We start from the raw sequence: 21,417 nt of genomic DNA, 5'->3' as shown, positions 1-21,417 counted from the left end.
GCGGGCGCCGCGGCGTCACTTTCGCCGATCGTTTCTGGCAGAGGGGATGCCGATGAAAAAGGCCTACAGCAAGCCGACGCTGGCCCGGCGCGAAAAGCTGTCCGCTGTGACGGCAGGCGCGCCCGTTTCAGGCGCCAACCCTAAGGCTTGATCGAGGCTTGAGTTTCCCGCGAGGGAGAAGGCTGGCCAGGAGCGGGCGGAACACTGCGCAAGTGCCCGCCCGTCCGGCGCCGCCGCCAATGCTGTTGAAACCCCGTCCGTCCCCAACAGCCACGGATATGGCGTGACCCGTAACCGTGCGAATATCCATTGGCGGTGCCGCCTGTCAACGCCGCCTGGTGGGGGCTGAAACAGAGGATTTTCGGTCTCTAGGCATCCGCCTGGGGCGCCGCGCGATTGCGCTATTGCTGGCATTGAGGACCTGGAAAAGCCGGTTTTCCGGGCCTTTCGGCGGTTGCAAGGAACGTTGCGTCAGCCCTGATCCAGGCGCTTGAACCGGTTTACTTTTCGCTGGCCGGCGCGCTCCGCGCCGGGCTTTTCAACCTGACTTTTTTTGGGTGTATTTTCCCGGCGGCTCCCTTTGGCGTCCTTCGCCGCCGGGACCTTGGGTTGCCACTGCCGCAAAGCCCCTGCGCTGGCGCACCGAAGACAGAAATGGCGGTCCGGAGCCCGCCATTTCCGAACAATGTCCCGCTGCGACAAGCGCTCAGTTGGCGCCGCCCAGCTTCTTGGTCATGGCGCAGAAGTCGTTGTGCTCCTTGGCGATTCCCTCGTCGCTGCATTCCTTCGACATGGCGGTACGGTCTTCCTCGCTCATGGCCATCCAGGCCGCCTTGAACTCGGCTTCCGGCTTCATGGTCTTCATGCCGCTATCCGTGAAGAAGGGGGTCATCCTCTCCGGGCTGTCGAGCGCGCCGACCAGCGCCGCGCCGCTCACCATCGAAAGCGCCATCGCGCCCATGCAAAGCATCTTTATGTTCATGGTAAATTCCTCCGGTTTGAAAAGGATCGTCCAGGTTGCGATCGCAGGGAAGAAGCGAGTTGTATGAAGAGAAGTTTCGAATATTATGGAGATTTTTGCAAATGTATGCGCTCTAGAATATGGTATATATAAAATAGATAGGTGGAGATAACAATAGTTATTGCTGGACTGAGCCGCTCTCAGGGTCGGGGAGACCTGAAGCAGACTGGCGGCGATCCTTCACAACATAAACGAGACGGGCGGGAATAAATTTCTCGCGATGCTGCGGGGAGGCGCAAATAACAGCCTCTCACGTCACCAAAACGATGCGCGGGGCAAAAAGCCAGCCAGCTTAAGTGCGGCAACGCCGACCCGATGGCGGGTGGTCGTCCTCTGACGATTTTGGGTGATGAACGAAAATCGAGGCAAATCCTTAGGAATAAGTTAGCTTATTCATGATTGCTTATATGGCCATGCTGCTGCTTCTGCATACCTTTTCGACCTTTGTCTCCCGCTGCCTGCGCGCCGACGCAGGCGGCAACGTCGCCGTCGTTTTCGCGCTGACTTTGCCGGTCGTTGTCGGCGGGGCGGGGCTCGGCGTCGAGACGTCCTACTGGTACTATTCGAGCCTGAAGCTGCAGGCGACGGCGGACGCCGCCGCCTATGCCGGTGCGCTCGAGAAGATCACGGGATCCGACACCGCGGCGATCACGACGGCCGCCACCCAGTCGGCCACCTCGAACGGACTAGGCACCGGCACCATCGTCGTCCACACGCCGCCCACCTCGGGGCCGAACACCGCCAACAAGGCGGTCGAGGTGATCCTCAACCGGAACCTTGACCGGATCTTCACCTCGATCTTCGTTCAGGGGCAGGTTCCCGAAAAGGCGAGGGCGGTGGCGCTCATCACCGATGGCGCCTATGCCTGCAACATAGCGCTCAATGCGTCGGCCTCGCAGGCGGTGCTCTTTTCCGGCAACACCAGCCCCAAGCAGACCGGCTGCGTCACCATGTCGAATTCGATCGCCAGCGATGCCATCAAGCTTCAGGGCTCGGCGACCCTCCAGACTGACTGCCTGATATCGGTTGGCGGCGTTTCGCTTGGCAACACACCCACGATGGTCTGCAAGGCCCCGATTACCCAGGCCTTGCCTGCGGCCGATCCCTTCTCCAGCCTGCCGACGCCCACGGCCTCGAACCCGTGCAAGAACGTCAACGGCAACAAAACCTCGCAAACGCTCCAGCCTGGCACCTATTGCAGCGGCATGACCCTCAACGGCGACGTCACGCTTTCTCCGGGTGTCTATGTCGTGGAGGGCAGTTTGAAGGTCAACGCCAACGCGGTCGTCTCCGGAACCGGCGTGACCATCTTCATGTCCGGCAGCAACACCGTCAGCATGAACGGCAATGCCACGGTGACGCTGAGCGCGCCGACCTCGGGCACCTATTCCGGCATGCTGTTCTACGGTGACAGGACGGGGACCGCGGCGCAGAGCACCTTCAACGGCACCGCGAATTCGCTTTTGACCGGGGCCATCTATTTCCCCAGGCAGCAGGTCAACTATCTCGGCAATTTCTCGGGCATTAATGGCTGCACCCAGGTGGTTGCGGACACGATCCAGTGGTCCGGCAGTACGACCATCAAGCAGGACTGTTCGAGCCTTGGAATGAAGAATATTCCGGCTGCCCAAGCCGTGCAGATCGTCGAGTAGCGGCATGGGGCCATTCGCGATCCGCTTCCGCAAGAACCGCTCCGGCGCCGCCGCGGTGGAATTCGCGATCGTGCTGCCGGTGCTGTGCACCGTGCTCTTCGGCATCGCCGACGGCTGGTCCTACGTCACCAGTTCGCTGGCAATGCGGGCCGGCGTGAAGACGGCGGCGAACCTGGTGATGGCCGGCGCCACCGACGACAACGCCATCCAGGCCGCGGCGGTGGCAAGCTGGGAAAAGAAACCGGACGATGCGGCGGTCACGGTTACCCGCAGCTACAAGTGCGGAACGACCGTGGTCACTTCGACGACCACCTGCGCGGGCCCGAAGGTGTCTTCGGTCTTCGTCCAGATCCAGGCGTCGGGCACCTGGGTTCCGCCTTTCACCTTCGGCGTCTTCCCGGGCAACAGCGCGATTTCCCATCAGCAGGTGGTCCGTGTCCGCTAAACAGAGAGCCAGGGCGTTTGCCGGCGATGCCTCGGGCGGCGCCGCTTTCGAATTCGCGCTGATCGCGCCTTTCCTGATCATGCTCCTGTTCGGCATCTTCGCCTTCGGCTGGTCGATGAACAACATGTCCAGCGTGCGCTACGCGCTCGAGGCGTCCGCGCGCTCCCTGCAGCTCAACAACACGATGACCGAGTCCCAGATCCAGGCGATCGCGAAACAGAAGCTTGAGGCGCTCGGCCTGAAGAACGTCAGCGTCACGATCACCACCGATCCGGCGAGCGGCGGCTTCAAGATGGCGCATGTCAACGCCAGCTATGCCTTCGTCATCGAATTTCCCTACTTCGACCAGTACCCCATCAACTACACGACAACCGTCACCGTGCCGCTGGTTGCCTCGTAGGAGGCGCGGGGCGGCCAGGTTTTGCCGGCTTCAGTCTCCATCAGAAGAAGCATTGCCGCACTCGGCCAACACCGTGCCAATGGCGGCGGTTGAGCCCGTAAGCGGAAACCTGTTCTCGCCATATTTGTCCGAGGCGACGGCCACTTCGCCCTTGGCGCGCAACAGGGCCAGCAGCGGGTCGGCGCGGTCTATCTGCACGGTGAAGTAATTGTACATCGCCTCGAGTACGAGCGTCTTGGTCACGGCCTTGCCGTCGGCCCGGAACACGAACGAAGCGCTGATGCCGGGTTCCAGCTGCGGACCATTCTCGCCCAGATCATAGCTTAATGTCGGCTTGCCGAAACAGGTGAGCATCAGATGCGCGCTGGCATTCGGTCCGCCGCACACCGACGCCGTCAGCACGCTGCCGCCCTCGTCTTCCTCCATCTTCGCTGTCCAGCCGCAAGGTGCTGCAAACGCCGGCTGCGCGATTTGCAGCGCGACCGCCGCGATGACTATCGCCAATCCGCTTCGCATGATCCCCTCCCAGGCCGTGCAGGCATCTGCGGCCACATGGCGATCATACAGAACTGGCATTATTCGCAAAGGAGATTGGCGAAAGCCGAAGCGACAGCCGATCTCCCTCACGAAGGGGGAGATCACTTGCTCAGCCGCCTTCGCCAATCACAACCGCCCTCATGGACTTCGCCAGAATACAACCCATATTGAATCCATGGAGCTTTGAGCGTGACCTTCGCGCGGGTGGCCCTTTTTGCTGCGGCCTTCGTCGCCGCTTCTGTCGTTTCTCCCTTCTCATCGGCCGGGAGCGAGGAAGTCGCGCTGAGCGTTGCGATCGACGGCGCCATCGGGCCGGCAAGCACAAGGCAGCTCGAGGAGGCGCTCGACGTCGCCGCCAAGCGGGACGCCGAAGTCCTCATCCTTCAGCTCGATACGCCGGGCGGACTGGTCACCTCGATGCGCGAGATGATCGCCGACATCCTGGCTTCACCGGTCCCCGTCATCGGCTATGTCGCGCCGGCCGGCGGCCATGCGGCGAGTGCTGGCACCTATATCCTGTATGCCACCCATGTGGCGGCGATGGCGCCCGGAACCAATCTGGGTGCCGCGACACCGGTAGAGATGGGCGGGCTGCCGTCGCTGCCGGGCGGCGACAAGGAGAAGGACGACAAGAGCACCGGGCCGCCGGCCACCGACGCGATGACGACCAAGGTGACCAATGACGCGGTCGCCTTGATCCGCTCGCTCGCCGAACTGCGCGGGCGCAATGGCGACTGGGGCGAAAAGGCCGTGCGCGAAGCCGCCAGCCTGTCGGCCAACGGAGCATTGCAGGAGCATGTCATCGATTTCGTCGCCCGCGACACGACCGAGCTGCTGCAACTGGCGGATGGGCGCACCGTAGAGGCGGCCGGCGCCAAAAGGACACTGGCGACGAAAGGGCTGCCGGTCGAGACGCTGGAGCCCGGCTGGTTCATCCGGCTTCTCTCCGTCATCACCGATCCGAACGTCGCCGTCATCCTGATGCTGGTCGGCATCTACGGCATCGTCTTCGAGTTCACCAGCCCCGGCGCGGTGGCGCCCGGTGTGGTCGGCACGATCTGCCTCGTGCTCGGGCTCTACGCGCTCAATCTCCTGCCGATCAACTATGCCGGCCTTGCCCTGATGCTGCTCGGCATTGCCTTCCTTGCCGTCGAGGCCTTCAACCCCACCGTGGTGCTTGGGCTGGGTGGCGTGAGCGCCTTTCTGCTTGGCGCCGCCATGCTGCTCAAGGTCGAAGGTCCCGGCTTCGAGATGTCATGGGCGGTCATCGGCGCCGCCGCCGCCCTGACGCTTGGCCTTGCGCTGCTCACCGGCAGCTATCTGTGGGCGGCGCGCCGGAGCCTGCCGCGTGTCGGCGGCGAGGCCATGCGCGGACTCCCCGTCGAGATCCTCGACTGGCAGGGCGGTGAGGGCCATGTGCTGGCTTTAGGCGAGCGCTGGCGGGCGAAGGCCAATGAGCCCATCGCACCGGGCGACAGCGTCGAGGTGACCGGTGTCAGCGACCTCGTGCTGACGGTGCGGCGCCGCGATGCGGGACAGAATGGAGCAAGACAATGATGGTTGGTTACGTGGCCTACCTGGTACTCGCTCTGGTCGTGGTCATGTTCCTGTCCGCGGCCATCCGCATTCTCAGGGAATATCAGCGGGGCGTGGTCTTCACGCTCGGCCGCTTCACCGGGGTCAAGGGGCCCGGCCTCATCATCCTCGTCCCCTTCATCCAGCAGATGGTGCGGGTCGACCTGCGCGTCGTGGTCCAGGACGTGCCGCCGCAGGATGTCATCTCGCGTGACAATGTTTCGGTGAAGGTCAACGCGGTGCTCTATTTCCGCATCGTCGATGCCGAGCGGGCGATCATCCAGGTCGAGGACTTCATGGCCGCCACCAACCAGTTGGCGCAGACCACCCTGCGCTCCGTGCTCGGCAAGCACGAGCTGGACGAAATGCTGGCCGAGCGCGACAAGCTCAACAACGACGTCCAGGAGATACTCGACCAGCGCACCGATGCCTGGGGCATCAAGGTCTCCAATGTCGAGATCAAGCATGTCGACCTGAACGAAAGCATGGTCCGCGCCATCGCCAAGCAGGCCGAGGCCGAGCGGCTGCGCCGCGCCAAGGTGATCAATGCCGATGGCGAGCAGCAGGCGGCGGCCAAGCTGGTCGAGGCCGGCCGGATGCTGGCCGCCGAACCGCAAGCCATGCAGCTGCGCTATTTCGAAGCCCTGCACGACATCGCCGGCGAGCGCTCGTCGACGGTGGTGTTCCCGCTGCCAGTGGATTTGCTCAGCCAGTTTTTGAAGGGGCAGGGTGGGGCAAAGTAGTCAAGATTGGGGAAGGCCAAGACGGCAGCCGATCTCCCCGCAACGGGGAGATCGGCTGCTCCATCGCCTCTAGATCAGCTTCTCCAGCGTGATCGGCAAATCCCGCACCCTTTTCCCCGTGGCGTGGAACACCGCATTTGCGATCGCCGGCGCCACCCCGACAATGGCCAGCTCGCCGACGCCCTTGCCGCCGAGCACTGACGAATGCAGGTCGGGGATGCCGACCGAGATCACCTCGATTTCGGGGATGTCGGCATTGGTCGGCACCAGATAGTCGGCAAGGTTGTTGTTGACGATGCGGCCATGGCGGCGGTCGACGATGCCTTCTTCCAGCAGCGCCTGACCGATGCCCATGATGATGCCGCCCTTCCACTGGCTTTCCGCCAGCTTCGGATTGTAGAGCCGGCCCGAATCCAGCGCCGACACCACGCGTGACACCCGCACCGTGCCGAAATCCTCGTCGACGCGCACCTCGATGAAATGCGCGCACCAGCTGTGCCGGGAATAGTCGCCATCGGTGTGCGACAGCGGCGTGGCGATGGTGGTGTAGGCGTTGTAGCGATCCTCGGCTGTCGAATTGGCCGGCATGGTGTCACCCTTGGCCTCGATCTGGTCGGCCCCGACGCTGGCCAGCAGGTCGGCGATCGAAACCTCCGGTCCGTCGCCGCGCGGCGAGGCGATGCGACCGCCCTTGACCACCAGCGTGTTGGCCTGCAGCGCATGGAAAGGCGAGCGCGGATCGGAGATGGCCAGGCCCACCAACTGGTCGAGTGCTGCACCGGCCGCCTTGTGCACGGCGCCGGTCATGATGCCGGCGAGCCGCGAGCCGCCGGTGACCCCGGCGCGGGCAAAGCGCGAATCGCCGAGCTTGACCACAACACTGTCCGCCGGCACGCCGAGCGTCTCGGCAGCCGTCTGCGCCAGGATCGTGTAAGTGCCCTGGCCCATGTCGATCGACGAGCTTTCGACCTCGACCGTACCGTCGGCAAGGATGCGCACCAAAGCCTCGCCATAGGCGCGCCGCACCGGATAGGTGCCGGCGGCGACGCCCCAGCCGATCAGCTGGTTGCCGTCGCGCATCGAGCGCGGTTGAGCGCTGCGCTTCGACCAGCCGAAGGCTTCTGCGCCGACCGCGAAGGCCTCACGCAACTGCCTTGTCGACCAGGCCTTCCTGGCATGCGGATCCTGCTCGGCATAGTTCCTGAGCCGGATCTCCAGCGGATCGATGCCGACCTCGTAGGCGAGCTCGTCGATGGCGCTTTCGATGCCGAAGGCGCTTGGGTTTTCGCCCGGCGCGCGCATCGCGCCTGGCACCACCGAATTCACCCGCACGACATTCTGCTTCGAGGAAAAGTTCGGCGTCGCGTACATGATCGAGGTGACGGAGCCGAGCGGCTCGACCCACATGCCGTCCATCGAGGTTTCGTTGACGCCGCGATGCACGATCGACTGGATTTTTCCGTCGCGGTCGGCGCCGAGCGTCACAGTCTGCCGCGTCGCCGCCCGACCGCCATAGCCGGTGAAGGTCTGCGGCCGGCTCATGACAAGCCTCACCGGCCGTCCGAGCATCTTTGCGGCACTCGCCGCCACCGCGCCATGTGACAGTGCCAACGCCTTGGAGCCGAAACCGCCGCCGATATAGGGCGAGACCAGCCGCACATTCTCGAACGGGATGGCGAACCATTCGGCATAGGTGCGCGCCATGCCGTCCAGCCACTGGCTGGGCTCCCAGACGGTCAGCCGGTCGCCTTGCCAGGCGGCGATCAGCCCATGCGGCTCCATCGGCGCCTGGTATTCGCGCGGCGTGTTGTAGGCGGCGCAGATGCGGACGGGTGCCGCCGCGAAGGCGGCTTCGGCCTCGCCCCATTCCTTGGTCATCATGTCGATCGGAATGCCGTCGCCGGCCATGGCGTCGCTGAGGTCGGCCACGGCCGGTGCTTCGTCATAGCTGACCTTGACCAATGCCGCCGCCGCAACCGCCTGCTCGAAGCTTTCGGCGACCACCGCCGCGACATGCTGGCCGCTGAACGAAATGTCGCGCGCCAGCGGGCAATAGGGCACATCCGGCGGCGGCGTGCCGAACCAGTCCGATGCCGTCTTCAGCGGCGGGATGATGTCCGGCGTCAGCACCAGAAGCACGCCGGGCATGCTTTCCGCCGCTGCCGTGTCGATCGCGCGCACCTTGCCGGCGGGAATCGTGCTTTCGACCAGCACGGCATGCGCAAGCCCTTCGAGCTGCTGCTCGACCGCGTATTTTGCCGCACCGGTGATCTTGGCCGGGCCGTCGACGCGCGACAGCCGCCCGCCGACCTGATCGGCACTGCCGTCCGAAGCGTCGCCGTGCCGGGTTCTGAGGTCGTGAATGGTCATGCCATGGCTCCCGTCTTGAGGATGGCGCGGGCGACGACGCGCGGCGCGAGTTCGATCTTGTAGTGGTTGGCGCCATGGTCTACGGCGCCCTCGACGGCGAGCAGGCTGGCGCGGCGGACCGCGTCCTCCTCCAGCACCTTGCCTTTGAGCGCTTCTTCCACGGCCCGCGCCCGCCACGGTTTGGTGGCTACCCCGCCGAGCGCGACGCGCAGATCCCTGATGGTGCGGCCGTCGGCCTCGAAATCGATGCCGACGGCGGCGCTGGCCGCGGCAAACTCGTAGGACTGGCGGTCGCGGACCTTCAGATAGGTCGAACGCCGCGCGGCGGCGAATGCCGGAATGCTGATCGCGGTGATCATCTCGCCGGGTTGGATCGCGTGCTCCTTGTCGGGGGTGCTGCCCGGCAGGAGAAAAAAGTCGTCGACGGAGAGCTGGCGCTCGCCGAGATGGACGGTCGCGTCCAAGGCGACGAGGGCCACCGCGAGATCGCCGGGATACATGGCGATGCAGGCCTCGCTGGTGCCGAGCACGGCATGGCCACGGGTGACGCCGCCGATCGCCGAACAGCCGCTGCCCGGCTCCCGCTTGTTGCAGGCGGAAAAATTGGCCGGGTCGCGGAAATAGGGGCAGCGCGTGCGCTGCATCAGGTTGCCGCCGATGCTCGCCATGTTGCGGATCTGCGCCGACGCAGCTTGCCACAGCGCCTCCGAGACGGCGGGGAAACGGCTCTTGATGCCGTCATGGCCGGCGACCTGGCTCATTTTTGCCAGCGCGCCCAGCCTGGCGCCGTGCTCGTCGACCTCGATCGCATCCAGTCCCTTGAGATGGCTGATGTCGACCAGCGTATCGGGTTCGGCGACGCCGCATTTGGCGAGGTCGACCAGCGTCGTGCCGCCGGCAAGCAGCATGGCGCCAGGCAGCGCGGCCGCTTCACGCGCGGCGTCGGGCGACGTGGCGCGAAGATAGGAAAAATCCCTCATGACTGGACCTCCATAGCGGCCTGGCGAACGGCGGCGACGATGTGCGGATAGGCGCCGCAGCGGCAGAGATTGCCGGCCATGTATTCGCGGATTTCCTCGTCCGAGCCGGCATGGCCCTCGCGGATGCAGGCCACCGCCGACATGATCTGGCCCGGCGTGCAATAGCCGCACTGGAAGGCGTCCTGTTCAAGGAAAGCGGCCTGCACGGCAGAGAGCGTGCCGTCTTCCGCCGCCAGCCCCTCGATGGTGATGATCGCGCGGCCTTCGACTTGCGCGGCGAGGGTGAGGCAGGCGAGCACGCGCTCGCCGTCGACATGCACGGTGCAGGCGCCGCACTGGCCCTGGTCGCAGCCCTTCTTGGTGCCGGTCAGGTCGAGGCGGTCACGTAATGCATCGAGCAGGGTGACGCGCGGCTCGATTTCCAGCGAATGATCATGGCCGTTGATGGTGAGGTGGATGGGAATGGTGGTTTGGCTTGTCATGGCGTCTGGCTCCAGTTGCTTGACGCTGCGGGGATTGAAATGGCGCCCTACCGGGGGGACGGCAAGGGCGTCAGATGGCTAGGGGCGACTGCAATTGCTGGCAGCCGGCAGAGGTTGGCGATTGGCAAATCCTCGACCTTCGCCACTCTCCCGCGGTCAGGGGACGATCTGGCTGGCAAGTTGGAAAGACGTGACATACCGGTTCCCCTGATTATATGATAAAGGTGCTCCACTAAAACGGAGGCACCTCCGTTTATTACGTGGGGGCTGACCCGCCTGGGTTCAAGCCCCGAATTGCATGTGGAGACAAAATTGGCTTTAGAGCCGCCAGAAACCGCCGAGGACAAGGCATCCGCCGCAGCGCAAAAGCCGCTGCGTGCCGATGCGCAGCGCAACCGCGACCGGCTGGTCGAGGTGGCGGCGGCCGCCTTTGCCCAAAATGGCGTCGATGCCTCGCTGGAGGAGATCGCCCGCCAGGCCGGCGTCGGCATCGGCACGCTCTACCGGCATTTCCCGACCCGCGAGCATCTGGTCGAAATCGTCTACCGCCGCGAGGTGGAGGGGCTCTGCCATGCCGCCGACGAGCTTGCGCTTCACCATCCGCCCGATGTCGCGCTCGAACAATGGATGCAGCGCTTCGTCGACTACATCGCCACCAAGCGCGGGCTCTCGACCAGCCTGCGCATCCTGCTCACCACCAATTCCACTCTGTTCTCCGACATGTCAGGCCGGGTGACTCTGGCCCTGCGCCGGCTGGTCGAGGCAGCGGTCGCCGACGGCTCGATCCGCGGCGACGTCGACGCCTCCGACGTGCTGCACGCACTCGGCGGCATCTATTCCGCCCCCGACACCAAGGATTGGCGCGACCGCTCGCGCCGTCTGGTCAAGCTCTTGATGGATGGACTGAGGTTCGGGGCGAAAGGGAGAGGCATCGAGCCTGCCTGACATTCGGGCGTTGAATGCGGCTCGATCCGCCTATCGTCCCAGCGGCTGCCTCGACAGCGAGACGAGTTCCGCCTCGTCGAGGATGCCGGCTATGTAGTTGGCTAGAATGCGCGACGCCAGCCCCTCGAGACGATCGGGCGCATCGCTTTCGAGTTTCAGCCGTTCGAAGACCCTCGCCAGCAAAGCCAATTCGGACGGATCGAAAATACCGGCTTCCTGAGCTTTTCGGCGAATCGCCATGACGCCTCCCAAGCGGACATTTTCGCAACGATATTGCAGCGCGCGCCCGGTGGAAACGTCGGGTGCGTGGTTAAGAAAACATTAGCCATGCAAAAAGTTCCGCTGCGGTCGAAATGGAAGGCACTGGGGGAGCAGCGGCCTTCCGGCGGCGGTCCACCGCACTTTCCGTTGATGGCGACTGGCCTTGGCGGCCGCAGTGCCTAGATAAGGCCTGCGCTGGGCGGTTGCAGAAGGACCTGATGATGCCTGAACAGATGACCCTGAATAGACCTGACCTGATTACGCTCAATGACGGCTTCGCCATTCCCCAACTCGGCCTCGGCGTGTGGCAGGTCGATCCGTCCGTCACCGCTGAGGTGGTGGGCTGGGGGATCGAGGCCGGCTACAGGCTGATCGACACCGCCGAAGGTTACCAGAACGAGCAAGGGGTCGGGCAGGCGATCCGCAAGACTGGCGTGCCGAGAAGCGAGCTGTTCATCACCTCGAAGCTGCGCAATGGCGCGCATCAGCGCGACGCGGCGTTGCGTGCTTTCGACGAGACGATGGAGAAGCTCGGCATCGAGCAGCTCGACCTGTTCCTGATCCACTGGCCGGTGCCCAGCCAGGGCAAATATGTCGAGGCCTGGAAGACGCTGGTCGAACTCAGGCAGGCCGGCCGGGTCAAATCGATCGGCGTTTCGAATTTCAACCAGGACCATCTGGAGCGCATCATCGGCGAGACCGGAGTGACCCCGGTCGTCAACCAGATCGAGCTGCATCCCCGCTTCCAGCAGCGCGACGCCAGGGATTTTCACGCCAGGCGCAACATCCGCATCGAAAGCTGGAGCCCGCTGGGCAGCGGCCGGCTGTTGAGCGACCCGACGCTTACGGGCATTGCCAGGAAGCATGGCAAGTCGGTGGCGCAAATCATCATCCGATGGCACCTTCAGGAAGGGTTGATCGTCATTCCGAAGTCGAACCACCAGGACCGCATCGCCGCCAACTTCGACGTCTTCGATTTCGAGCTCGACGCGAAAGACCTCGAGACGATCGGCGGCATGGATTCACCCGACGGCCGCAACGGGGCGAATCCGGCGACGGCCGCGTTTTTGTTCTGAGCTGCACTCTCCCTTCTCCCTTGTGGGAGGAGGGAGATCATCCGCCGTCGACCGTAAAGAACGCAAGCACGCCGGGCAGGCCGCTGGCTTCCATCTCACCGTGCTCCTCGAATGTCAGGCCGGAGCCGACCACGAGATCGCGCACGGTTCGCGACGCGATGATCTCGCCCGGCCGCGCATGGTCGAGCAGCCGCGATGACAGGTCGATCGCGATGCCGGAAAAGTCATCGCCACGCTCCTCGCATTCGCCGGTGTGGACTGCGGCGCGGACGTCGAGACCGGATTGCCTCAGGCGATGACGGATCGCGATCGCACACTGGATCGACCGCGTCGGCCGCTGGAACACGGCGAGAAAGCCGCTTGCGGAACGCCTGATCAGCCTGCCTTCGGCAACCAGCAGTTCGGCCCGGATATCCTCGGCATGCCGCTCGATCGGATCCGCGCCGGCACCAGAGCCCTCGATCTCCACGGACAGCACCGACACCAGGATCCGTTCGCCCGGCGCCGCCGGCAAGGCGCCGGTGACGAAAGCCTGGATCTCGTCGACGAGGCGATCGGAATTCTCGCCCCAGATGACGTGGTCCCGGCCGGCAAGCTCGACATACCTGGCGCCCTCGATATGCGTCGCCAGGTAGCGTCCTTCTTCCCGCTTTACCCAGCGGTCGCCCGTCGTCTGCACGATCAGCGTCGGAACATGGATGGCAGGCAGAATGTCGCGAACGTCGATTTCGGTCCCCCAGCGCCAGAGCGCGATCGCGTCGGCGGGCGAGGCCGAATTCCTGAGATAGGCGGCGAACCATTCCCTCTCGAACGTGTCGCTCATCAGGCTGGGTGCCGCGTTGCTCATATCCGCCGCCGCTCCCCAGTCTCTCTCGACGATCGCCAGATCTTCTTCCACCTGCTCGCTTGTCTTCGCCCAGGGATAGTCTTTCGACCATCTGCCGCTGGCATAGGCTCCGTTGAGCACGAGAGCCGCCGTGCGCTCGGGATAGGTCGCCGCGAACAGCATGCACATCGGGCCGCCCTCGGAGCTGCCGAACAGAACCGTGCGCTTCGAACCGACCGCATGGAGCACCGCCCGCACGTCTTCCATCCGCTCTTCCAGCGCCGGCAGACCGACATTGCGGTCGGACAGCCCGGTGCCGCGCTTGTCCATGCCGATCAGGCGCGAGAAGGTGCCGAGACGCTGCAGCACATGCGAAAGCCGCGGTGATTGCCAGGCATGGTCGAGGTTGGAGACCCATCCCGGCACATAGATCATGTCGATCGGCCCGTCGCCGGTCACCTGATAGGCGATGTTGATCCCGGCCGATTTGACATAGTGGGTCGGCGGGCGCGTGGGCTCGCTCCCGAACGCCGGCCGTTCGCCGGCTCGGGCTGGCGACGTTGACGACGCCGGAGCGGCCGTGCGGGAGGTGGCTTGCGGCGTCATGCGTCGCGTGCGCAGCTCTTCGTGGAGATGCCGGGTTTCCGGCTCGGGCTGGAGCTTGAGTTCGCGCTGCAGCGCATCGCGGCAATGCTCATATTGCCTGAGCGCGAGATTGAGCCGGCCCTGGGCCGCATAGGCTCGCATCAGGGCGCGGTGTATATCCTCCCTCAGCGGCTCCATAGCCAGCAGCCGCGTTGCCGCGAGCACGCAGGAGGCAGGATCGTTGGTGGCGGAGTAGTGTGCGACGAGCTTGTCCAGCGCCGCGATTGCCATCGCCCGCAGGCGCTCGCGTTCGACCCGCAGCCAGTCCTCGAAAGGCTCCGCCTTCAGGCCGAAGCCGTCGAGCAGGTCGCCGCGGTAGACGAGAAGCGCCTGTTCGAGGTCTTCAGGCGCCGGACTGGCGGCCAGCGCCTCGAACCGCGCGACGTCGAAATCAAGGCCATCGAGATGGAGGGCGACGTTGTCGCCGTCCGTCATGAAGCGCCCGCCGGATGCGTGCATGGCCTTCCTGACGGAAGACACTGCCTGCCTGAGGCTCATCCGGGCCTGGGTCTCGCTGTTGATGCCCCAAAGCAGGGTCGCGAGCTTCTCGCGTGATTGCGAATGCCCGGATTGCAGCGCGAGGTAAGCCACCATGGCGCGCGCCTTGCGGCTAAAGACCGGGGCCGCGGCCCCGACACCGGCAAAGTCGAAACCACCCAGCAGATGAAGATGAGGCCCCGTCATTGGATTCCGCCCCAGCCATGGCTCGGCGGCAATTCTTTCGTGTAGCGGGCTTTTATTCAACCGCGATCTGCCCGCAGCGCTGTTTTTCACGATTCCATCACGCTGGCTTCACCGCCTTCATCACGGCTGCGGACGACAGTTGGTCGATACGATCAGCCAAGGAGCGATGCCATGCTGCCCCCGAACACAGTCGAATGGCCCATCTGGCATGGCGATTCCCGGCGGAACGATTATTGGCGTCACGAGCCCCTGCCACAACGCCACGACATCGAACTTGCGCGCTATGTTGAAAAACAACGGGCCTGCCGGGAAACGAGACCCGCCGGGATCGATCTCACGGAAACCGCAAGCCGTCTGCGGGCGCTTGCAGCGCGGATCGGAAGCATCCTCGTCCCGCGCCGCGGACACAGCGCTTCGTCGACGGCATCGCCACCAAGTGTGGGCATGGATCCCGGACCCGACAGGACTGGCGCGACCGCTCGCGCCGTCTGGTCAAGCCGCTGATGGATGGACTGCGGTTCGGACCGGGGAAGGGGTGAGTCGGTTGAGCTGGGCTCACCCTTCTCCACAAGGGGAGAAGGCGATGCCGCAGCAGTCCGGGCCATCAAATGAAATGGCCAGTACCCCTGCTAGTTAGGATCGCCGGACCTCGAACCCCCGTGGGACCCGCCGCCGGAGTTGTCGGAGCGACCTCGATCGGCCTTGCGGACCTGACCGGGAGGGCCGCGGTGGATGTGGTTCTTGTCCCCCCATCCATTGCCCGGGCGCGATCCACCTTTGCCAGGCCGCGATCCGCCTGATTTGGCGATCGCCGCCGAGCTCAGGCTTGTGCCGAGCAGGAGCGTTACGGACGGCGGTGTCACTGCCGCGAAGCGTCCGGCCTTCTTAAGAAAATCGCGGCGCGCCTGAGCTTCTGAAACCAGAACTCTCGGGCTCCGAACGTTTTGGGCTTTCCGTTGCCATGTTAAAACCCTCATTTTCAACACATTTACTTTAGCGTTTCTGTATAAGGGCACTAGCTCTCCAAAAGGCTTAGATTTCGCGACAATTAAAGAGGATGCGGGGGAAAGTCGGGCGCTGAGGCATGGCGCGCGTTCATTGCGCCAAAGTCGATATCCTTTGGCGCGCAACGCCAAATACCGGCGCAACCGCTCTCGCCGGCCGGCGTCGCTGCAAATCGTGCAAACTTTGAAGAAGCCGGAAGCGGCTACCCCTCCTCTTCCACCAGGATCACCAGCGACTCCGGCACCACGCCATCGAATTCCATCGCGTCGGCGGCTGCCTTGCTCTGCATCATCGCCGCCATGGCATCCATGTCCGGAACGTCCATCATCACCGCCACCCGCTTCGGGTTTTGCGGATCGACGAAGGTCCGGATGTTGGTGATCCCGAGCGCGCCGAACAGCTCCTTGCGCTTCGGCGATGTGAGCCAGTGCTGGGTGTCTTTTGTGATGTTGTGATGGCCGATAATTGTTGGCATTGGCATCCTCCCGAGGTGACGCCGGCGGGTCGAAATCGCCCGGCTTGCTGCGATCCACCTACTCAGCCATTGAGCGCCGTTTCCAATGGATCGTCAATTGGGCCTTGGTCGGCGAAGGGCGGGCAAGGAGCGGGAACGGATTTCTAAGTCTTTGATGCTATTCACGCCCCAGTCCATCAGGGGCCCAAGCAGGTGACCCAGCGAACCTTCATAGCCTTGCTCATCTCGCTGGCCGCGGCAGTCGCCCTGTCGGCGACAGCGTTTCCGGGTTCGATGATCGGCTTCCTGTTCGGGGTCACAGTAGCCTTCTTCGTGGCAATACCTGGCGCAGCCATCGGCGACGCGCTGAAACACGCCGGCGTCCCGGTAACAGGCGTGCAAATCGTTTGGGCTCTGGCCGGCCTCTACGCGCTGTTCGCCCTTGTGGCAGCCATGCAGACTTGGCGACGGCTCCGGCGTGCCGACCTGGGTGAGGCACGATCGGCGGGGCTGCGGCTGGCGCTCCTACTGGCGCTGCCGTTGATGGCCTGGCTTTCGACGAACGCAATGGTGCGCGCCTGGCCGTGAGGCCTGGCTCAGGATTCCGCCGTTTGCCAGTCGTGCTCGTCCCTAGAGTATTCTGCAGCCGAATGCTATTTTCGGGTGTTCGCATAAAAATGGAAAAACAGATGGTTAGAGCAGCTTTCGGTTCCATGAGGACCGGAGCACATGACTTGAACCGATGGGAGGAAGTTATGACCGCCTACAATGTCGTCCGTTTTCGCACCAAGCCAGGCAAGGAAAAGGCTTTCATCGAAGCGCATGAGAAAATCGCGCTCAACGCCGCCGGCTTTCGCAAGGGCGCCCTGATCAAGACCGGCGAGGGAATATTCTGCTTTGTCGGCGAGTGGAACGACATGGACAGCCTCGCCGCCGCGCGGCCATCGATGATCGGCCTTCTCGACACATTCCGCGATATGCTGGAAGACCTCGGCGGCAATCTCGGCGTTACGGACCCGGTCTCGGGGACGGTTGTCGCGGAAGTGCACTGAGGCGGGCGCCAGCGCCGAAGCGCCAATCTCCTCCCTCGAGGGAGGAGATTGGCTGTTTTACCCGCCTTGGAAAACCCTCCGCCGCTGTCTAGGCTCCGGCATCGTCACCGCGGAGCGTCATCATTCCAAAGCCGACTTTCCTCGAGATCGCCCGCCGCGCCGGCGTCGGCACCGCAACCGTCGAGCGCGTGCTGAACGGCAGGGGCGGGGTGCGGCCCGCCACTGTCGAGAAGGTCGTCGCCGCGGCGCGTTCGCTCGACTATCCGCGCCGGCTCCCCGAGGCGCATCGCGGCGTTATCCGCATCGAGGTCATCCTGGTGCGTCCGGACGCGACCTTCTTCGCCCGTCTCTCCCGCGCGTTCGAGCGCATCGCCGCCACGCTCGACCGCACGATTGCCGTCCACCGCACCTTTCTTGACGAGGCAGACCCGGCGGCAATCGCCAGGCGCATTCTCGATCCCGACATGCGCCGCGCCGGCCTTATCCTCGCGGTTCCCGACCATCCGCTGGTCGGTGCGGCTTTGCGCAAACTCGAAGGCGAGAAGATCCCGACGGTGCAGATCGTCACCCAGATCACCGGCACCAGCGGCGCCTATGTCGGCATCGACAATTATGCGGCGGGCCGCATGGCTGGCCTGTTGATGGCGCGCATGCAACGGCGGCCGGGCAAGGTGGCGGCGATCTGCCACAGCCAGATCTACCGCGTCCACCAGGACCGCGTGCGCGGCTTCTTCGATTATCTGATCGAGGTCGGCGGCGGTGATTTTGAACCAGTCGCCGCGCTGTTCGGTTATGACGACGGCGACCGCAACGCGGAACAGCTGCACGAGGCGCTGAAGCGCTGGCCGGACCTTGCCGGCCTCTACAACGCCGGCGGCGCCAACTCGGCGCTGAACGAGGTGCTGCTACGCCACTCGCGCGGGCGCGAAGTGTTCTTCGTCGGCCATGAACTCACCGAGCGCAGCGCCACGGCACTGCGCCAGGGCACCATGGATGTCGTGCTCGACCAGGCGCCAGAGGCGCAGGCCAGGCGCGCCATCGACCTCGTGCTGGCTGGATTGAACCTGCACGACCTGCCGGTCGAAAACCCGCCGATCCGCTTCGTCACCTTCACCGCTGAGAACCTTTGATCTGATTTGATCAAGGTATAGCGAGCTTTCGCATTCGTCGCGGTGCTAACTCGCTGCGAACGGACGGCGATCGCATATGAAGTTCGCCCCCTCATCCGGCCGCTTCGCATCCGCCTTTCCCCTTGGGAGAAGAGGCTGGCGCCAAGCGCAGACGATCTCCCTTTCCCCTCGGGGAAAGGTCGGATTGCCAAAAGTTGGATGGCAATCCGGGTGAGGGGGCATTCTTCCAAATGCGATGGCGCTCCGCGAAGGGGAGGACAACCATTGACGAGGCGGCCGACGGCTTACGATCTCAGGAGCGCCAAGGGCAGCCGCAAATGGCTGCAGCTTCACGTCGACACGCCGGCCGAGGCGGCCGCCGCCATCGCCTGCGATATCGTGATCCTCTCCTGCGAGCCGGACCACAATCTGGAATTGATCCGCCAGGCGGTGCCTTTCGCCTTCCTCTCGGTAGGCATGGCGCACGGCGCTGTCGCTTCGCCGGAAGAGGCGGTGCGTCTCGGCTTCGCCATGATGCATCGTGGCGCCGACGCCGTCTATTGCTCGCATTCGCCGCGCTTCATCGAGGCGATGGCGGCGGAGGGTATCCCGGTCACCGGCCACGTCGGCCTGGTGCCGAACCGCGCCACCTGGACCAATTTCCGCGCCATTGGCCGCACGGCGGAGGAAGCCCTCAAGGTGCTGCGCGCCGTCAAGGATCTGGAGAATGCGGGCGCCGCCTGCATCGAGGTCGAAGTCGTGCCGGTGCGGCTTGCCGAGCACATTACCCGCTCGACGCCGCTGATCACCATGGGCATGGGCTGCGGTTCGGCCTGCGACACGCAGTATTTGTTTTCCAGCGACGTGCTGGGCACCCATTCCGGCCACTATCCGCGCCATGCCAAGCGCTACGCCGACTTCGTCACACTGGAGGCGGAGCTGCAGGAAAAACGCGTCGTCGCCTTCCGCGCCTTCGGGCGCGACGTGGCCGCGGGCAACTACCCCGAAGCGAAGCACCAGGTCGACATGGACGATGCCGCCTACGACCGTTTTTTGACCCTTTCCCAATCCCTGTGAGATTAGAATGGACGACCTGAAATACGGCAAACGCAACAAGCGCGGCGACTGGGCACCGGACGAGCCGGCCGGCACCGCGCCGCTGTTCGTCATGCCGCCGCGCCCGCTGGCGCTGCTGAAATGGCTGCCGCACTATTTCCTGCCCTACAATCTGCTGTTCGCGCTTTCGGCGGTCGCGTGGTGGCACTACGTGCTGCCCGACGTCGAGGTGATGAAGACGCTGTCCGTCGGCTGGATCGTAAAACTGTTCCTCGTCAATTGCGCGGCGCTGCATCTGTTTTTCGGCGCCTTCGAGCTCCGACTCTACATCTTGAGAACCCAGGGCAACCGCTTCAAATACAACGGCAAATGGCCGTCGGAGCAGAAGAGCAAGGCGTTCTTCTTCGAGAGCCAGAACCTCGACAATATGCTGCGCACTTTTGGCACCGGCATGCCGATCTGGACGGCGATCGAGGTCTTGATCCTCTACGCCTATGCCAATGGCTATGTGCCGTGGCTGACCGTCGCCGAGCACCCCGTCTATCTGTTTTGCCTGGCTCTGGTGGTGCCAATCATCCACGAGACGCATTTCTTCCTGCTGCATCGGGCGATCCACTGGCCGCCGCTCTACAAATGGGTGCATTCGGTGCACCACAACTCCGTCAACCCGTCGCCGTGGTCGTCGCTGTCGATGCACCCCGTCGAGCAGTTCGGCTATCTCGGCGTTGCATTCTGGCACCTGATCATCCCGTCGAACCCGCTGCTCGCGCTCTACCAACTCCACTATGCCGGCTTCGGCGCTATCCCCGGCCATGTCGGCTTCGACAAGGTCGAGCTCGGCGAAGACACCAGCATCGATAGCCACGCCTACATCCATTACCTCCATCACAAATATTTCGAAGTGAACTACGGCGACGGGCTCATCCCGTTCGACCGATGGTTGGGCACTTTCCACGATGGCAGCAAGGAAGGCGAAGCCCGCATGCAGGCCCGCTACGAGAAGAAGAAGGCGCGCGCCAACGCCGCCCAGTGAAAGCCCGACCAGACAGCCAGGCGAGGCGGTTCCGGCCGTCCTCGCAAGCCATCCCGCAAGGGCCGGAAGTCCAAGGAGGAGTGAACCGGCACTCCATCCGCAAGGGAGGAAAACCGTGAAGAAACTTTTCATTTCGACCGCGTTGGCGGCGTTGATGTCGACCAATGCGATGGCTGCAAAAATCGGCGTCAGCATCGTCAACTTCGACAACAATTTTCAGACGTTGCTAAGGGACGGCATGCAGGCCCGCGCCAAGGAGAAGGGCGCCGGCATCCAGGTCGAGGACGCGCAGAACGACGTCGCCAAGCAGCTCGACCAGGTGAAGAACTTCATCGCCAGCGGCGTCGACGCCATCATCGTCACGCTGGTCGACACCAATGCGTCAAGGACGCTCAGCGAGGAAGCTGCCAAGGCCGGTATCCCACTGGTCTTCGTCAACCTCGAACCGTCAGACATGGCGAACCTGCCGGAGAAACAGGTCTATGTCGGCTCCAACGAGGTGGAGTCAGGCACGCTGGAAGCGTTCGAGGTGTGCAAGATTCTGCGCGCCAAAGGCAAGTCGGCAGGTGCCAACGCCTACATCGTCATGGGCAGCCTGGTTCACCAGGCGGCTCTGCAGCGGACCAAGGATGTCGAGCAGATCTTCGGCACCGACATGTGCAACTTCATCAAGATCGTCGACAAGCAGTCGTCCGAATGGTCGCGCGACAATGCGCAGAATCTGATGACCAACTGGCTGACCGCCGGCGGAGCGCCGGACGCCGTCATCGCCAACAATGACGAATCCGCCATCGGCGCCATCCTGGCGCTGAAGGCCAACGGCGTCGACATGAAGAACGTCGTCGTCGGCGGCATCGACGCCACCCAGGACGGCCTGCAGGCGATGAAGGCCGGCGATCTTTCGGTCACCGTGTTCCAGAACGCCAAAGGGCAGGGCGGTGGCGGTGTCGACGCGGCCCTTGCGCTGGCCAAGGGCGAGAAGGTCGACCGCGTTGTCTACGTGCCATTCGAGCTGGTGACGCCGGCGAACGCGGCTGAGTATCTCAACAAGAACTAAGCATGATCC

Annotated in this window: 23 protein-coding genes; 14 read left to right on the top strand and 9 right to left on the bottom strand. The window is 64.0% G+C overall.

What is annotated here, in order from left to right; all coding sequences use genetic code 11:
• Positions 1-52: 52 nt before the first annotated feature.
• Positions 53-151 carry a putative RiPP precursor gene (locus AC1RUK_RS16200; protein ID WP_481834814.1) on the top strand — a complete coding sequence of 33 codons (99 nt, stop codon included), beginning with the start codon at positions 53-55 and terminating at the stop codon, positions 149-151.
• Positions 152-706: 555 nt separating this feature from the next.
• On the opposite strand, the gene AC1RUK_RS16195 is transcribed toward AC1RUK_RS16200, so the two are convergent.
• Positions 707-982 carry a hypothetical protein gene (locus AC1RUK_RS16195; RefSeq protein ID WP_481834815.1) on the bottom strand — a complete coding sequence of 92 codons (276 nt, stop codon included), beginning with the start codon at positions 980-982 and terminating at the stop codon, positions 707-709.
• A gap of 434 nt (positions 983-1,416) precedes the next feature.
• Between AC1RUK_RS16195 and AC1RUK_RS16190 the strand changes: the two genes are divergently transcribed.
• From AC1RUK_RS16190 to AC1RUK_RS16180, 3 genes are read left to right on the top strand one after another with little or no spacing between them, the layout of a single operon-like run.
• Entirely contained in the window at positions 1,417-2,673 is a 1,257-nt protein-coding gene (locus AC1RUK_RS16190; RefSeq protein ID WP_481834816.1) for a pilus assembly protein TadG-related protein, read from the top strand.
• A 4-nt stretch (positions 2,674-2,677) separates the two neighbouring features.
• The gene (locus AC1RUK_RS16185) at positions 2,678-3,118 is read left to right on the top strand and encodes a TadE/TadG family type IV pilus assembly protein (RefSeq protein WP_436174159.1); all 441 of its coding nucleotides are present in this window, start codon (positions 2,678-2,680) and stop codon (positions 3,116-3,118) included.
• Positions 3,108-3,518 carry a TadE/TadG family type IV pilus assembly protein gene (locus AC1RUK_RS16180; protein WP_481834817.1) on the top strand — a complete coding sequence of 137 codons (411 nt, stop codon included), beginning with the start codon at positions 3,108-3,110 and terminating at the stop codon, positions 3,516-3,518. The genes AC1RUK_RS16185 and AC1RUK_RS16180 overlap by 11 nt, the downstream gene beginning before the upstream one ends.
• Positions 3,519-3,548: 30 nt before the next feature.
• Here the strand turns inward: AC1RUK_RS16180 and AC1RUK_RS16175 are convergent, their stop codons facing one another.
• Positions 3,549-4,181: a hypothetical protein gene (locus AC1RUK_RS16175; RefSeq protein WP_481834818.1), complete on the bottom strand. Its 633-nt coding sequence runs from the start codon at positions 4,179-4,181 to the stop codon at positions 3,549-3,551.
• Positions 4,182-4,244: 63 nt separating this feature from the next.
• Between AC1RUK_RS16175 and AC1RUK_RS16170 the strand changes: the two genes are divergently transcribed.
• Positions 4,245-5,612: an NfeD family protein gene (locus AC1RUK_RS16170; protein ID WP_481834819.1), complete on the top strand. Its 1,368-nt coding sequence runs from the start codon at positions 4,245-4,247 to the stop codon at positions 5,610-5,612.
• A complete protein-coding gene (locus AC1RUK_RS16165) occupies positions 5,609-6,373 on the top strand; it encodes a slipin family protein (RefSeq protein WP_481834820.1) in 765 nt (254 codons plus the stop codon). Before AC1RUK_RS16170 ends, AC1RUK_RS16165 begins: the two co-directional genes overlap by 4 nt.
• Before the next feature lie 69 nt (positions 6,374-6,442).
• Here AC1RUK_RS16165 and AC1RUK_RS16160 read toward each other — a convergent pair whose 3' ends face one another.
• The 3 genes from AC1RUK_RS16160 to AC1RUK_RS16150 are packed head-to-tail and all read right to left on the bottom strand — an operon-like array spanning position 6,443 to position 10,205.
• Complete coding sequence (locus AC1RUK_RS16160) at positions 6,443-8,743, bottom strand: xanthine dehydrogenase family protein molybdopterin-binding subunit (RefSeq protein ID WP_481834821.1); 2,301 nt, start codon at positions 8,741-8,743, stop codon at positions 6,443-6,445.
• Complete coding sequence (locus AC1RUK_RS16155) at positions 8,740-9,723, bottom strand: FAD binding domain-containing protein (RefSeq protein ID WP_481834822.1); 984 nt, start codon at positions 9,721-9,723, stop codon at positions 8,740-8,742. The genes AC1RUK_RS16160 and AC1RUK_RS16155 overlap by 4 nt, the downstream gene beginning before the upstream one ends.
• On the bottom strand, positions 9,720-10,205 hold the full coding sequence (locus tag AC1RUK_RS16150; RefSeq protein ID WP_481834823.1) for a (2Fe-2S)-binding protein: 486 nt from the start codon (positions 10,203-10,205) through the stop codon (positions 9,720-9,722). The genes AC1RUK_RS16155 and AC1RUK_RS16150 overlap by 4 nt, the downstream gene beginning before the upstream one ends.
• A gap of 312 nt (positions 10,206-10,517) precedes the next feature.
• Between AC1RUK_RS16150 and AC1RUK_RS16145 the strand changes: the two genes are divergently transcribed.
• Positions 10,518-11,150, top strand: a complete 633-nt coding sequence (locus tag AC1RUK_RS16145; protein ID WP_481834824.1) for a TetR/AcrR family transcriptional regulator — start codon at positions 10,518-10,520, stop codon at positions 11,148-11,150.
• A gap of 30 nt (positions 11,151-11,180) precedes the next feature.
• Here the strand turns inward: AC1RUK_RS16145 and AC1RUK_RS16140 are convergent, their stop codons facing one another.
• Positions 11,181-11,390: a hypothetical protein gene (locus AC1RUK_RS16140; protein ID WP_481834825.1), complete on the bottom strand. Its 210-nt coding sequence runs from the start codon at positions 11,388-11,390 to the stop codon at positions 11,181-11,183.
• Positions 11,391-11,632: 242 nt separating this feature from the next.
• On the opposite strand from AC1RUK_RS16140, the gene AC1RUK_RS16135 reads away from it, so the two are divergent.
• The gene (locus AC1RUK_RS16135; RefSeq protein ID WP_481839484.1) at positions 11,633-12,487 is read left to right on the top strand and encodes an aldo/keto reductase; all 855 of its coding nucleotides are present in this window, start codon (positions 11,633-11,635) and stop codon (positions 12,485-12,487) included.
• A gap of 37 nt (positions 12,488-12,524) precedes the next feature.
• On the opposite strand, the gene AC1RUK_RS16130 is transcribed toward AC1RUK_RS16135, so the two are convergent.
• The 3 genes from AC1RUK_RS16130 to AC1RUK_RS16120 all read right to left on the bottom strand — a co-directional run bounded on the left by AC1RUK_RS16130 (position 12,525) and on the right by AC1RUK_RS16120 (position 16,122).
• A complete protein-coding gene (locus tag AC1RUK_RS16130) occupies positions 12,525-14,642 on the bottom strand; it encodes an alpha/beta fold hydrolase (RefSeq protein ID WP_481834826.1) in 2,118 nt (705 codons plus the stop codon).
• Positions 14,643-15,271: 629 nt separating this feature from the next.
• The gene (locus AC1RUK_RS16125; RefSeq protein WP_481840312.1) at positions 15,272-15,619 is read right to left on the bottom strand and encodes a hypothetical protein; all 348 of its coding nucleotides are present in this window, start codon (positions 15,617-15,619) and stop codon (positions 15,272-15,274) included.
• Between the two features lie 230 nt (positions 15,620-15,849).
• Positions 15,850-16,122, bottom strand: a complete 273-nt coding sequence (locus AC1RUK_RS16120; protein WP_481834828.1) for a hypothetical protein — start codon at positions 16,120-16,122, stop codon at positions 15,850-15,852.
• A 192-nt stretch (positions 16,123-16,314) separates the two neighbouring features.
• On the opposite strand from AC1RUK_RS16120, the gene AC1RUK_RS16115 reads away from it, so the two are divergent.
• The 6 genes from AC1RUK_RS16115 to AC1RUK_RS16090 all read left to right on the top strand — a co-directional run bounded on the left by AC1RUK_RS16115 (position 16,315) and on the right by AC1RUK_RS16090 (position 21,408).
• Entirely contained in the window at positions 16,315-16,689 is a 375-nt protein-coding gene (locus AC1RUK_RS16115) for a hypothetical protein (RefSeq protein ID WP_481834829.1), read from the top strand.
• A 167-nt stretch (positions 16,690-16,856) separates the two neighbouring features.
• Positions 16,857-17,153: a putative quinol monooxygenase gene (locus tag AC1RUK_RS16110; protein WP_481834830.1), complete on the top strand. Its 297-nt coding sequence runs from the start codon at positions 16,857-16,859 to the stop codon at positions 17,151-17,153.
• A gap of 122 nt (positions 17,154-17,275) precedes the next feature.
• Entirely contained in the window at positions 17,276-18,283 is a 1,008-nt protein-coding gene (locus tag AC1RUK_RS16105) for a LacI family DNA-binding transcriptional regulator (RefSeq protein ID WP_481839485.1), read from the top strand.
• A 264-nt stretch (positions 18,284-18,547) separates the two neighbouring features.
• Positions 18,548-19,339 (top strand): 3-methyl-2-oxobutanoate hydroxymethyltransferase, encoded by a 792-nt coding sequence (locus AC1RUK_RS16100; RefSeq protein WP_481834831.1) that lies wholly within the window; start codon positions 18,548-18,550, stop codon positions 19,337-19,339.
• 7 nt (positions 19,340-19,346) lie between these two features.
• Positions 19,347-20,351, top strand: coding sequence for a sterol desaturase family protein (locus AC1RUK_RS16095; protein ID WP_481834832.1), 1,005 nt, complete (start codon positions 19,347-19,349; stop codon positions 20,349-20,351).
• Between the two features lie 115 nt (positions 20,352-20,466).
• Complete coding sequence (locus AC1RUK_RS16090; protein ID WP_436174179.1) at positions 20,467-21,408, top strand: sugar ABC transporter substrate-binding protein; 942 nt, start codon at positions 20,467-20,469, stop codon at positions 21,406-21,408.
• The last annotated feature ends 9 nt before the right edge of the window (positions 21,409-21,417 follow it).

This window comes from Mesorhizobium monacense, assembly GCF_056781675.1.
Note: the sequence above shows the minus strand (reverse complement) of the source record. Positions and strands in the feature narration are given on the sequence as shown.

What these genes read in the sequence shown, in the direction of transcription:
- AC1RUK_RS16140 (WP_481834825.1), bottom strand. Translation starts at nt 11,390, where the DNA reads ATGGCGATTCGCCGAAAAGCTCAGGAAGCCGGTATTTTCGATCCGTCC.
- AC1RUK_RS16095 (WP_481834832.1), top strand. Translation starts at nt 19,347, where the DNA reads ATGGACGACCTGAAATACGGCAAACGCAACAAGCGCGGCGACTGGGCA.
- AC1RUK_RS16130 (WP_481834826.1), bottom strand. Translation starts at nt 14,642, where the DNA reads ATGACGGGGCCTCATCTTCATCTGCTGGGTGGTTTCGACTTTGCCGGT.
- AC1RUK_RS16195 (WP_481834815.1), bottom strand. Translation starts at nt 982, where the DNA reads ATGAACATAAAGATGCTTTGCATGGGCGCGATGGCGCTTTCGATGGTG.
- AC1RUK_RS16150 (WP_481834823.1), bottom strand. Translation starts at nt 10,205, where the DNA reads ATGACAAGCCAAACCACCATTCCCATCCACCTCACCATCAACGGCCAT.
- AC1RUK_RS16165 (WP_481834820.1), top strand. Translation starts at nt 5,609, where the DNA reads ATGATGGTTGGTTACGTGGCCTACCTGGTACTCGCTCTGGTCGTGGTC.
- AC1RUK_RS16190 (WP_481834816.1), top strand. Translation starts at nt 1,417, where the DNA reads ATGATTGCTTATATGGCCATGCTGCTGCTTCTGCATACCTTTTCGACC.
- AC1RUK_RS16185 (WP_436174159.1), top strand. Translation starts at nt 2,678, where the DNA reads ATGGGGCCATTCGCGATCCGCTTCCGCAAGAACCGCTCCGGCGCCGCC.
- AC1RUK_RS16125 (WP_481840312.1), bottom strand. Translation starts at nt 15,619, where the DNA reads ATGAGGGTTTTAACATGGCAACGGAAAGCCCAAAACGTTCGGAGCCCG.
- AC1RUK_RS16160 (WP_481834821.1), bottom strand. Translation starts at nt 8,743, where the DNA reads ATGACCATTCACGACCTCAGAACCCGGCACGGCGACGCTTCGGACGGC.
- AC1RUK_RS16200 (WP_481834814.1), top strand. Translation starts at nt 53, where the DNA reads ATGAAAAAGGCCTACAGCAAGCCGACGCTGGCCCGGCGCGAAAAGCTG.
- AC1RUK_RS16110 (WP_481834830.1), top strand. Translation starts at nt 16,857, where the DNA reads ATGACCGCCTACAATGTCGTCCGTTTTCGCACCAAGCCAGGCAAGGAA.
- AC1RUK_RS16120 (WP_481834828.1), bottom strand. Translation starts at nt 16,122, where the DNA reads ATGCCAACAATTATCGGCCATCACAACATCACAAAAGACACCCAGCAC.
- AC1RUK_RS16155 (WP_481834822.1), bottom strand. Translation starts at nt 9,723, where the DNA reads ATGAGGGATTTTTCCTATCTTCGCGCCACGTCGCCCGACGCCGCGCGT.
- AC1RUK_RS16135 (WP_481839484.1), top strand. Translation starts at nt 11,633, where the DNA reads ATGCCTGAACAGATGACCCTGAATAGACCTGACCTGATTACGCTCAAT.